Source organism: Sphingomonas sp. BE138, assembly GCF_031456125.1.
In the GTDB taxonomy this organism is placed as follows: Bacteria; Pseudomonadota; Alphaproteobacteria; order Sphingomonadales; family Sphingomonadaceae; genus Sphingomonas.
In genome coordinates, this window is sequence record NZ_JAVDUC010000001.1 from 511,721 (window position 1) to 523,012 (window position 11,292).

9 protein-coding genes are annotated in these 11,292 nt (G+C 69.0%); 2 read left to right on the top strand and 7 right to left on the bottom strand.

Annotation, left to right across the window (positions count from 1 at the left end):
* Positions 1 to 2: 2 nt before the first annotated feature.
* From J2Y58_RS02245 to J2Y58_RS02260, 4 genes are all read right to left on the bottom strand, one after another.
* Positions 3 to 1,613: a DNA methyltransferase gene (locus J2Y58_RS02245; protein ID WP_310098056.1), complete on the bottom strand. Its 1,611-nt coding sequence runs from the start codon at positions 1,611 to 1,613 to the stop codon at positions 3 to 5.
* Between the two features lie 218 nt (positions 1,614 to 1,831).
* The gene (locus tag J2Y58_RS02250; RefSeq protein WP_310098058.1) at positions 1,832 to 4,015 is read right to left on the bottom strand and encodes a sodium-translocating pyrophosphatase; all 2,184 of its coding nucleotides are present in this window, start codon (positions 4,013 to 4,015) and stop codon (positions 1,832 to 1,834) included.
* Between the two features lie 79 nt (positions 4,016 to 4,094).
* A complete protein-coding gene (thiL, locus tag J2Y58_RS02255) occupies positions 4,095 to 4,973 on the bottom strand; it encodes a thiamine-phosphate kinase (RefSeq protein ID WP_310098059.1) in 879 nt (292 codons plus the stop codon).
* 117 nt (positions 4,974 to 5,090) lie between these two features.
* Positions 5,091 to 6,152, bottom strand: coding sequence for a DUF2332 family protein (locus J2Y58_RS02260; RefSeq protein ID WP_310098061.1), 1,062 nt, complete (start codon positions 6,150 to 6,152; stop codon positions 5,091 to 5,093).
* A gap of 45 nt (positions 6,153 to 6,197) precedes the next feature.
* On the opposite strand from J2Y58_RS02260, the gene hisG reads away from it, so the two are divergent.
* Together hisG and hisD are read left to right on the top strand one after the other, a co-directional pair.
* Positions 6,198 to 6,872, top strand: coding sequence for an ATP phosphoribosyltransferase (hisG, locus tag J2Y58_RS02265; RefSeq protein ID WP_310098064.1), 675 nt, complete (start codon positions 6,198 to 6,200; stop codon positions 6,870 to 6,872).
* Complete coding sequence (gene hisD / locus J2Y58_RS02270; protein WP_310098068.1) at positions 6,869 to 8,164, top strand: histidinol dehydrogenase; 1,296 nt, start codon at positions 6,869 to 6,871, stop codon at positions 8,162 to 8,164. Before hisG ends, hisD begins: the two co-directional genes overlap by 4 nt.
* An 81-nt stretch (positions 8,165 to 8,245) precedes the next feature.
* On the opposite strand, the gene J2Y58_RS02275 is transcribed toward hisD, so the two are convergent.
* From J2Y58_RS02275 to J2Y58_RS02285, 3 genes are all read right to left on the bottom strand, one after another.
* On the bottom strand, positions 8,246 to 9,643 hold the full coding sequence (locus J2Y58_RS02275) for a UdgX family uracil-DNA binding protein (protein WP_310098070.1): 1,398 nt from the start codon (positions 9,641 to 9,643) through the stop codon (positions 8,246 to 8,248).
* Between the two features lie 9 nt (positions 9,644 to 9,652).
* Complete coding sequence (locus tag J2Y58_RS02280) at positions 9,653 to 9,805, bottom strand: hypothetical protein (RefSeq protein ID WP_310098073.1); 153 nt, start codon at positions 9,803 to 9,805, stop codon at positions 9,653 to 9,655.
* A 174-nt stretch (positions 9,806 to 9,979) separates the two neighbouring features.
* Positions 9,980 to 11,233 (bottom strand): putative DNA modification/repair radical SAM protein, encoded by a 1,254-nt coding sequence (locus J2Y58_RS02285; protein ID WP_310098358.1) that lies wholly within the window; start codon positions 11,231 to 11,233, stop codon positions 9,980 to 9,982.
* Positions 11,234 to 11,292 lie beyond the last annotated feature (59 nt).

An 11,292-nucleotide genomic window follows, 5' to 3' on the forward strand; every position in this document is an offset into this window, starting at 1 on the left:
TCCTATAGGAGCGAGCCCTGCCGCGCATTGCTCTCACGCGGTGCGCGGCGGAAGGCGGCGGTGGGATCGATATACGGCAGGTCGGGACGGCGACCGCGGAACAACTCCGCCAGCGTGATGATCTGGAGCCGCGGATAGCTCTTGCCGGTCGCGGCGGCGGTGAAGCGGCCGGCGGCGGCGGCCTCCTTTTCCATCGGACGCGACGGCGCGGCCTTGGTCACGAACACCGCGGCGGTCGCCTTCTCGCGGATCATCACCGAATGGAGGTCGCGGATCATCGGAACGCCGACATTGTCGCCGCCCTTGACCGAGACGAGCGCGCGCTCAGTGCGGCGGCCGTCGGGCTTGAAATAGATGATGCCGTCGATCCCACCGTCGGCACCCTTCTTCTTGCCGCCATAGGGCATGGCGTCGACCATCGACACCGACCACCATTGGAACTGATATTTGTCGCGGCGCGCGAGGTCCTCCGCGGAGGCGAGGTCCTTCGGCGTGCCCTCGACGGTGAAGGCGACGCCGGGGAAGGCGGCCTGCATGCGCTTCTCGATCAGCGAAATCGCGAGGTGGGTGACGTCGATGCCGATCCACCGCCGGTCGAGCTTCTGCGCGGCATGAACCGCAGTGCCGCAGCCGCAGAACGGGTCGAGCACGACATCGCCTTCGTTGGAGGAGGCGGCGATGATGCGCTCGAGCAGCGCCAGCGGTTTCTGGGTGGGGTAGCCGAGGCGTTCCTGCGCTTGTGAGTTGAGCGGCGCGATGTCGGTCCAGATGGACTGCAATGGTATGCCAGGCATTTCGTCGAGATAGCGGATGTATTCTGGAGTGCCCGAGCGGGTATGATAGAGACGACCGCTGTCGTGCAATTCCTGCATGCGTTCGCGCGGGTAGCGCCAGATCTTCGTGACGCCGTTCCATTCATAGGTGTAGCCGCCGCCGGAAAGCCCCATCGCCGTGACGTTGTCCGTTCTATAGAGCCGCCCCTTTGCATCCGAGCGCCGGTAGTGCGTCTGGACGTATGCCTCGTCATAGGCTTGGTAGGCCTTGTTCCAGATGAAGCGGTCGCTTCTCCGATAATATAAGATGACGTCGTGGATCGCGCCTGCTCGCGACGAGTCGCTATGCGCACCGGTCCGCTTCCAGATGATCTCGTTTCCAAAAGCGAGAGGCCCGAAAATTCCATCCAAAAGGAGTTTCAGGTAGTGGCTCGCCGTGGGGTCGCAGTGGAGATACAGGCTGCCGGTCGGTTTCAGGACGCGGTGCAGCTCGATCAGGCGGACCGCCATCATCGCCAGATACGCCATCATGTCGTTGTCGCCGAGAAAGCCGCGCATCGCGTTGAGCAGGTCGAACGCCTTGGTATGGCCGCTGCGCGCGACCTGATCGAAGGCGTCCTCTGCGCGGTCGTTCCAGTGCCAGCTGTCCTCGAATGCCTCGATCTGCGCATCCGCGCCGCCGCCGGTCGGGGAGCGGAAGAGGATGTTGTAATTGGCGTTCGAGTTGAACGGCGGGTCGAGGTAGATCAGGTCGACCGAGGCGTCGCCGATCTCGCGGCGGAGCACGTCGAGGTTGTCGCCGTAATAGAGGTGGTTGGACGGTCGGTTCGCGCTGGTCATGCGCGCGAGTGGAGCCGGACGGGGGGCGCATGTCGTGGCGAGGTTGGACCGTATCGGCGGTTTAGCGGCGCTGTTGCGGGGAAGGGGCGCGGCGAAAATGGATCGAACTGCCACATGCGTCATCCCGGCGGCGGCAGGAATCCAGAAACGCCGCGCTTCGATGGAGCCGCAGCCTCAGCGCGTCTGGATCCCCGCCTGCGCGGGGATGACGCTTTGGGTCAGCCGTGGCCCGCCAGTGCCGCCAGAAGCAGCAGCGCGACGATGTTGGTGATCTTGATCATCGGGTTCACCGCCGGTCCCGCGGTGTCCTTGTACGGGTCGCCGACCGTGTCGCCGGTCACCGCGGCCTTGTGCGCGTCCGATCCCTTGCCGCCGTGGTTGCCGTCCTCGATATATTTCTTGGCATTGTCCCACGCGCCGCCGCCGCTGGTCATCGACAGCGCGACGAACAGGCCGGAGACGATCACCCCGAGCAGCATCGCGCCCAGCGCCGCAAAGCCGCTCGCCTGGCCGTCGACTGCGCGGACGATGAAATAGAGCGCGATCGGGGAGAGCACCGGAAGCAGCGACGGCACGATCATCTCGCGGATCGCAGCGCGGGTGACGAGGTCGACGGTGCGGCCGTAGTTGGGGCGGCTGGTGCCCGCCATGATGCCGGGATTGTCGCGGAACTGGCCACGCACCTCCTCGACCACCGCGCCCGCCGCGCGGCCGACCGCGGTCATCCCGAACGCGCCGAAGAGGTAGGGGAGCAGCGCGCCGAGCAGCAGTCCGACGATGACGTACGGGTTGCTGAGCGAGAAATCGACGGTGAGGTCGGGGAAGTACGTGCGCAGGTCGGTGGTATAGGCGCCGAACAGCACCAGTGCCGCCAGCCCTGCGGACCCGATCGCATAACCCTTCGTCACCGCCTTGGTGGTGTTGCCGACCGCGTCGAGCGCGTCGGTGCGTTCGCGCACCTCGTCCTCCAGCCCCGCCATCTCCGCGATGCCGCCGGCATTGTCGGTGACGGGCCCGTAGGCGTCGAGCGCGACGACCATCCCGGCGAGCGCCAGCATCGCGGTGGCGCCGAACGCGATACCGATGATGCCGGCGAGCTTGTAGGCGGCGATCACCGCGACCACGATCACGATCGTTGGCAGCGCGGTCGCCTCCAGGCTGATCGCGAGGCCCTGGATGACGTTGGTGCCGTGGCCGGTCTCGCTGGCCTTGGCGATCGACTTGACCGGGCGATAGTTGGTGCCGGTGTAATATTCGGTGATCCAGACGATCAGCCCGGTGACCGCAAGGCCGATCATCATGCACCAGAACAGGTCGGTGCCGGTGAAGGCCGCCGCGGCCGGGACGCCGGCCACCGCCGCGTCGCTGCCGCCGGTGGTGATCGCGTCGAAGGCGGCGTCGCGGTCGGCGTCGAGGAAGCCGGCGCCACCGATCGTCGCGCCCATGTCGCCCAGCACCCAGTGCGTCACCGCCCAGATCGCGGGAACCGACAGCAGCGCCGAGGTCCAGAACCCCTTGTAGAGCGCGCCCATGATCGAGCCCCCGCGGCCGAGCCGGACCATGTAGGTGCCGATGATCGAGGTGATGATGCACACGCCGCCGATCGCGAGCGGGAGGCTCATCAGCCGCATCAGCTCCGCCGGGCCGGCCTGGATCAGCAGCGCGATCGACACCATCGTGACGCCGAGCGTCACGACATAGGTCTCGAACAGGTCGGCGGCCATGCCCGCGCAATCGCCGACGTTGTCGCCGACGTTGTCGGCGATGACCGCGGGGTTGCGGGGATCGTCCTCGGGGATGCCGGCCTCGACCTTTCCGACCAGATCGGCCCCGACGTCGGCGGCCTTGGTGAAGATGCCGCCGCCCAGCCGCGCGAAGATCGAGATCAGCGATGCGCCGAACGCCAGCGCGGTCAGCGCCTCGATGATCGCGCGGTCGTTGGGGAGCAGCGCGGACGGGCCGGTGAGGTACCAGAAGAACAGCGCGATGGAGAGCAGCCCGAGCCCGGCGACGAGCATCCCCGTGACCGCGCCTGACCGGAACGCCATGGTCAGGCCGCCTTGCAGCGAGCCGCGCGCCGCCTCCGCGGTGCGGACGTTGGCGCGCACCGAGATCGTCATGCCGACGAACCCGGCGACCCCGGACAGGAGCGCGCCGATGACGAAGCCGATCGTCGACAAGGCGCCCAGCGTCGCCGCCAGCACGACCGCGACGACGACGCCGACGATCGCGATCGTGGTGTATTGCCGCCCCAGATAGGCGCGCGCGCCCTCCTGGATGGCGCTGGCGATATCCTGCATCCGCTCGTTGCCGGGCGAGGCGGACAACACCTGTCGACTGGTCACGAAGCCATAGAGTACGGCGATCAGGCCGCAGACGATGGCAAGATAGACGATCGTCATGCCCTTCATCCCTCCTAATGGCGCGTCCGGTCTGTCGCCGGTACGTCGCGCGGGGGACCGAGGCTAACAGGTGGTCGCGTCAGCGCAAGCCGTGCTGATAGCCGAGGCGCGCGGGCAGGGGGATCAATCGGTTATCCTGCGTCAGGGATAGTCCGGTGCCGGTGGCGAACGTGCCGACGCGGGTGGCGGGAAAGGGGAGCGCGAGCGCGGCGGGGGCGGCGAACAGCAGTTCGTAATCGTCGCCGGCGGTGGCGGCGGCAAGCGGGTCGGCGATGCCGGGCGCGAGCGGGACCGCGGCGAGATCGACCGTCACGGCAAGGCCGCTGGCGGCCGCCATGCGCGCGGCGTCGATCAGGAGGCCGTCCGAGACGTCCATCATGGCGTGGACCAGCGGGGCGAGCGCGCGGCCCTCGGCAAGGCGGGGCACCGGGCGGCGGTAGCGGGCGAGAAGCGCTGGGTCGCCGTGGCCGGCCTGCGCGATCGCGAGACCGGCACCGGCGTCTCCGATCGTGCCGGTGACCCAGAGCGCGTCGCCAGCCCGCGCGCCCGACCGCGGCGGGGCGGCGGCATCGCGACCGATCGCGGTGACGGTAAGGATGCGCGGTGCTCCGGCGGGCAAGGTGACGGTGTCGCCCCCGACAAGCGGGCAGGCGAGGGTGCGGAGTGCGTCGTCGAGGCCGTCGAGGAAGGCGACGTCCCACGCGGGATCGCGGAGCGGGTAGTTGAGGAGGATACCCTCCACCAGCGCCCCCTTGGCGGCGAGATCGGACAGGTTGGTGGCGACGAGCTTCCACGCGACGTCGCGCGGCGGGTCGCCGGAGAGGAAGTGAACGTCCTCGACCAGGGTGTCGGTTGTGAGCGTAAGGCCGGCGAGCGCGGCGGTATCGTCGCGCAGGCCGCCCGCACCGGGATGGAGCGGGAGCGTGCGGAGACGGGCGAGGAAGTCCGCCTCGGTCATTGTTCGTTCGATGCCGTCATCCCCGCGGAGGCGGGGATCCAGACGCGCAGGTTTGGCGATGGAGGCGCGACGTCAGGGGTTCTGGATTCCCGCCTGCGCGGGAATGACGGAGGGAGCTTACTCATACGCGCCGCGCCGCATGACATAGTCGCGCGTCTCGTAGGGGGCGGGCAGGCCCTCAACCCAGGCGCCGTGCGCGTGGGTGAGCGCGACCAGCTGCATCGGCTCGGCGGACGGCCAACATTGCACGCGCACCTCGTGGCGGTGGAGATCGCGGTTGGGCTCCATCATGACCCAGCCGAGCGGGCGCGCCGGCGTGGCGCGGGCACCGGCGGCAGCCATCGCGGCGCGGATGCGCGCGCGGCCGGCGGCCGGGAGATATTGCCATACGACCGAATGCATCAGGACGCGCACCGTGCCGTCTTCCTGTGGCTCGGCGAGGCGTTGCTCGACCCAGTCGGCGGCGTCGCCTTGCGTCAGGTCGACCGGTTGCGCGCGAACCATGGCAATTGCGGTGGCCAGCCGGTCGAGACGGTCCTGCGCGTCGACCCAGACGTAGCCGGCGAGCCGTTCGGCTTGCGCCGGGTCGCGCACGTCGACCGGGGCGAGGTCGACGCCGCGGGTACGGACGACCGTGATCGGCGCGGCAGGTGGCGGCGGGCCGCGCCAGTGGGGGACGATCGCGAGCGGCGAATCGGCAGGGCCGACGCGGACGCCGCCGAGATCGAAGCGCATCCGGTCGATCAGCAGGTTCAGCCCGGCGCTGGAGCCGATCTCGAGGATCTCGAGGCGCAGGCCGAGCGTGGCGGCGACGTGGAGCAGGCCGGTCATCAGCCCGGCGGAGCGCTGCGCCTCGTTGGTCTGCGGCGGGCCGTCGAGCCACGGCAGCAGCGCGGCGTCGTGGATGGCGAGGATCGCCGCCAGCGCGGCGTCGTCGGCGGCGAACGGGTCGGCGACGCCGCGGCGGGCGAGCGCATGGAGTCCGCCGACGATCCGCAGCACGGTGGCGTCGGCGACCGGCTCGCCCGCCCAGTAGAGCAGCCGCGTGCCGACCAACGTGCCGCGGGTCAGGACGCGGCCGAGCGCGCGGCACAGCGCGGCGGTGCGCGGCGCGGCCATCGCGTCGCAATATCGCGCCTGCACCTCGAAGGCGGCGCGGTTGTTCTCTTCGTCGGCCATCGCGCCTCATTGCGCCGATGACAGTGCCTTCGTAAAGCCGCGCGCATGTCAGAACCGTCCGCCGCCGCGCCGATCGTCATCGCCGTTCCCAAGGGGCGCATCCTGGAGGAAGCGCTGCCGCTGCTCGCGCGCGCAGGCGTCGTGCCCGAGCCGGCGTTCGGGGACGAGAAGAGCCGGGCGCTGCGCTTCCGCACCGATCGTCCCGGCATCGAGCTGATCCGGGTGCGCGCGTTCGATGTCGCCACCTTCGTGGCGCACGGCGCGGCGCAACTGGGGATCGTCGGGTCGGACGTGCTCGCCGAGTTCGATTACGCCGAATTGTACGCACCGGTCGATCTCGACATCGGACATTGCCGGCTGTCGATCGCCGAGCCGGCCGACATGGCCGCGACCGACGATCCGCGCGGGTGGAGCCACGTACGGGTCGCGACCAAATATCCGCATGTCACCGCCTCGCACTTCGCGCGGCGCGGGGTGCAGGCGGAGTGCATCAAGCTGAACGGCGCAATGGAGCTGGCGCCGACGCTGGGGCTGGCGGCGCGGATCGTCGACCTGGTGTCGTCGGGACGGACGCTGAAGGAAAACGGCCTGGTCGAGGTGGAGCGGATCATGGAGGTGTCGGCGCGGCTGATCGTCAATCGCGCGGCGATGAAGACGCGGGGCGCGGTATTCCCGCTGGTCGAGGCGTTCCGCGCCGCGGTGGCGGAGCGCGCGGCATGATCCGGCTCGACACGCGCGACGCGGATTTCGGCAGCCGGTTCGCGGCGCTGGTGGACGATCGGCGCGAAGCGGCGAGCGACGTCGCACGCGATGTGGCGACCATCGTGCGCGCGGTGCGCGACGACGGCGATGCGGCGCTACAGGCGTTCACGCAGAAGCTGGACCGGCATGACCTGAACGAGACCGGATGGCGCATCGATGCGGCGGCGTGCGCGGCGGCGTTCGACGCGCTGGAGCCGGAGTTGCGCGCGGCGCTGGAATTGGCGGCGGCGCGGATCCGGGCCTATCACGAAAAGCAGCGCCCGGAGAATACGAGCTTCACCGATACCGCGGGCGTGCGGCTGGGCGCGCGGTGGCGCGCGGTGGATGCGGCCGGAGTGTACGTGCCGGGCGGGCGCGCCGCTTACCCCTCGACACTGCTGATGAATGCGATCCCGGCGCGGGTGGCAGGAGTCGAGCGGCTGGTGGTCGTGACCCCGACACCGGATGGCGAGGTCAATCCACTCGTCCTGGCCGCCGCGCATCTGGTCGGCGCCGACGAGGTGTGGCGGGTCGGCGGGGCGCAGGCGGTCGCGGCGCTCGCCTACGGCACCGAGCGGATCGCGCGCGTCGACGTCGTGACCGGGCCGGGCAACGCCTGGGTCGCGGAAGCCAAGCGGCAGGTGTACGGCGTGGTCGGGATCGACATGGTCGCGGGGCCGAGCGAGATCGTCGTCGTCGCGGACGGCGCGAACGATCCGGAGTGGATCGCCGCAGACCTGCTGAGCCAGGCGGAGCACGACACCACCACGCAGTCGATCCTGTTCACCGACGATGCGGCGTTCGGCGAGCGCGTCGCGGAAGCCGTCGAGCGGCAGTTGCAGGCGCTGCCGACGCAGGCCGTCGCGCGGGTGGCGTGGGAGGATAACGGCGCGATCGTCGTCGTGCCGGCCCTGGAAGACGCAATGCCGCTGGTCGACCGGCTGGCACCCGAGCATGTCGAGCTGGCGTGCGACGATCCGCAGGCGCTGTTCGACCGATTGCGCCATGCCGGGTCGGCGTTCCTGGGGCGGCACACGCCCGAGGCGATCGGCGACTATGTCGCGGGGCCAAACCACGTGTTGCCGACCGGGCGGCGGGCGCGCTTCGCCAGCGGGCTGGGCGTGACCGATTTCATGAAGCGGACGAGCTTCCTGCAGCTGAACGAAAGCGCGCTGAACGAGCTGGGGCCGGCGACGATCGCGCTGGCACGGGCCGAGGGATTGCCGGCGCATGCGCAGTCGGTGGCGTTGCGGATACGGACGAATAGGTAATCTTCCGTTCGTCCCGAGCGTGTCGAAGGGCGGGTTTGGAACACGTGCTTCGACAGGCTCAGCACGATCGGGTAGTAAAGATCACCCCGCCACGGCGGCGTGGGCCAGCTTCAGGTCCTCCACGAACCGCGCGAACTCGGTGGTGCGCGCATCCTCGTCCGGAAGTCGGAGCAGGTAGCTGGGATGGACGGTGATCCACGCCGCGCCGCCGTCCGGCAGCCGCTGTTCGCGGCCGCGTTCGCGGCCGATCGTCATCGCCTTGCCGAACAGGCTGCGCGCCGCCGTCGCCCCGAGCGCCACCGTCACCTTGGGGCGCAGCAGCATCTGTTCCTGCTCGATCCACCACCGGCAGGCCTCGATCTCGCCGGCGTCGGGCTTGGCGTGGATGCGGCGCTTGCCGCGCGGCTCGAACTTGAAGTGCTTGACCGCGTTGGTCACGTAGGTTTCGGCGCGCGTGATCCCGGCGGCGGCGAGGGCGCGGTCGAAGACCTGGCCGGCGGGGCCGACGAACGGATGGCCGGCGAGGTCCTCCTGGTCGCCGGGCTGCTCGCCGACGAACATCATCGATGCCGATACCGGGCCTTCGCCGAACACCGTCTGCGTCGCATGACGGTGAAGATGGCAGCGCGTGCAGGCGAGCGCTTCCTCGCGTAGTGCCTCCCACGCCGCCTGCGCGTTGCCGCCGATGTCACCGCGTGCGCGTTCGATCATGCCGCTCTCCCGTGCCTGTGCGCCGGCCAGCAGCTGCGGGACCAGCGCGGTTTCCGGCATGTTCTTCCAGTATTTGCGCGGCATCTCCTTCAGCATCGCCTTCACCTTGACGCGCGCGGGGTTGAAGATGCTGGAGTAATAGGTCTTCCACACTTCCTCGATCGGGTCGCCGTCGGGCGCGTCGCTGCGGGTCGCGCCGGGTCCTTCACTCAGCATCGCGCCGTCCCAGTGGACCGACACCTCGGGCGTCAGGATCGACCAGCGCATGCTGGCGAAGCGGTTGACGAAGAATGCGGCGTTGGCGCGGACGATGTGATGTTCGGGCTCGAACCATGCGACGTAGCGTTCCGTGCCGTCATCGTCGGCGACGCTGCGGAAGCGGAGAAAGGCGCGCATCTTGTGGATGTCGCGGCGCACCGCCTTGGCGAAACCTTCCAGACGCCGCACCAGCGGGTCGGCGTGATCCTCGACCAGCCGCGGCGTGTCGCGCAGCCGCCACAGCAACGTATAGAGCAAGGCGAAGCGTTCGGGGTCGCGATGCAGGATCGCGTCGCCCGCCAGTGCGATAAAGGCGCGCGACACGCGTAGCGGCGAGGCGGGTGGCGGCGTGGGGGCCGGCGTGTTGGCCGTGGCGGCGAACAGGTCCTCCGCCACGGCGCCGACCTGCCACACGACCCGTTCGGGCGGTACGTCGTCGGCCACTAGTGCGCGCGCCGCCTCGCGCCACGCGTCCATGTCGTCGGGGGCGGGAAGCGTGACGGCGCGCATCAACGGCAATCAGTCGCGCTCGTCGCTGCCCGGCGGGTTGGCGCGGGCAAGCTCCAGTTCGGCCGGCTTGCGCTCCTCATAGGTCTCCGCCAGCCGTTCCCCGGTCGCGTCACCGAGCTTCTCCTCGGCGGCATGGCTCTGCACCCCGAGCCGACGCGTCAAACGAGTTGCGGCACTTCGCGTCGGCACCTTGCAGGTCGCCGCACTGCTTGCGCACGTTACGCTGCTTGCCGAGGTCACGCCTCACGGACGCGTAATCGCCGGCGTGCGCCATGCCAGTCTCCTTCGTGGGGGCAAGCGCATGACGCGGCAGGCCGTTTCACCCGCGATTCATTCTCACGCGCCGAACAACTCGAGCTGCTGCCGGGGGGGTCGCGGGGCCACGAGCGGCTTCAGTTCGGCGCGGTCGGTCAGCGAGACCGGGCGCCAGTCCTCCGCGACGATGAACGGGCGGACGCGCGCAATCGACACGGTAAGACGCGCGACATCGTCGAGCCGCAGCCGCCGCCAGCGTCGTGCTGCCAGGATGCTCTTGACCGCCTTGGTGCCGAGCCCTGGCACGCGCCACAGCAGCTCGCGCGGGGCGCGGTTGACGTCGACGGGAAATTGATCGCGGAACTTGAGCGCCCAGGCCAGCTTCGGGTCGATGTCGAGCGGCAGCATCCCCGTCGCCTTGTCGGTGGCGGCGACCACCTCGCGCGGCTGAAAACCGTAGAAGCGCATCAGCCAGTCGGATTGATAGAGGCGATGCTCGCGCATCAGCGGCGGGCGTTGCAGCGGCAGGACGCTCGACGCGTCGGGGATCGGGCTGAACGCCGAATAATAGACGCGGCGCAGGCCAAAGCGATCGTACAGCGTCGACGCCTTGGTGACGATGTCGCCATCGGTTGCGGCATCGGCGCCGACGATCATCTGCGTCGACTGGCCGGCCGGGGCGAAGCGCGGCGCCGACTTGTAACGAGTGCGCGCGTCGGCGGTGTCGGCGATGGCGGCGTGCATGTCGCCCATCGCACCCTCGATACGCGCATTGTCCTTTTCGGGGGCGAGCCGCTTCAGCCCGCCGACCGTCGGCAACTCAACGTTGATCGACACGCGATCGGCATAAAGACCCGCCTGATGCACCAGCTCCGGATCGGCATCGGGAATCGTCTTGAGGTGGATATAACCGCGGAAATGGTGATCCTCGCGCAGCGAGCGCGCAACCTCGACCAGTTGCTCCATCGTGTAGTTCGAGGACTTGATGATCCCCGACGAAAGGAACAGCCCCTCGATATAGTTCCGGCGATAGAAGGAGAGGGTGAGGCTTACGACCTCCTGGGCGGTGAAGCGCGCACGCCGCACGTTCGAACTCTTGCGGTTGATGCAATAATGGCAGTCGAAGATGCAGCTGTTGGTCAGCAGGATCTTGAGCAGCGAGATACACCGGCCGTCCGGCGCATAGGCGTGGCAAATGCCCATACCCTCGGTCGAGCCGATCCCCTTGCCGTCCGCCGAATTGCGTTTCGCGGTGCCCGACGACGCGCAGGAGGCGTCGTACTTCGCGGCGTCGGCCAGAATCTCCAGCTTCTGTCGGACATCGAGTTGCGCCATCGCGTTCGATGTATGTTCGCTCATCCCGCTTGTCGAGGGCGGATCGTTTTGCCATGGAT

Coding starts and splice junctions, on each gene's coding strand:
- J2Y58_RS02245 (WP_310098056.1), bottom strand. CDS start 1,613: ATGACCAGCGCGAACCGACCGTCCAACCACCTCTATTACGGCGACAAC.
- J2Y58_RS02250 (WP_310098058.1), bottom strand. CDS start 4,015: ATGACGATCGTCTATCTTGCCATCGTCTGCGGCCTGATCGCCGTACTC.
- thiL (WP_310098059.1), bottom strand. CDS start 4,973: ATGACCGAGGCGGACTTCCTCGCCCGTCTCCGCACGCTCCCGCTCCAT.
- J2Y58_RS02260 (WP_310098061.1), bottom strand. CDS start 6,152: ATGGCCGACGAAGAGAACAACCGCGCCGCCTTCGAGGTGCAGGCGCGA.
- hisG (WP_310098064.1), top strand. CDS start 6,198: ATGTCAGAACCGTCCGCCGCCGCGCCGATCGTCATCGCCGTTCCCAAG.
- hisD (WP_310098068.1), top strand. CDS start 6,869: ATGATCCGGCTCGACACGCGCGACGCGGATTTCGGCAGCCGGTTCGCG.
- J2Y58_RS02275 (WP_310098070.1), bottom strand. CDS start 9,643: ATGCGCGCCGTCACGCTTCCCGCCCCCGACGACATGGACGCGTGGCGC.
- J2Y58_RS02285 (WP_310098358.1), bottom strand. CDS start 11,233: ATGGCGCAACTCGATGTCCGACAGAAGCTGGAGATTCTGGCCGACGCC.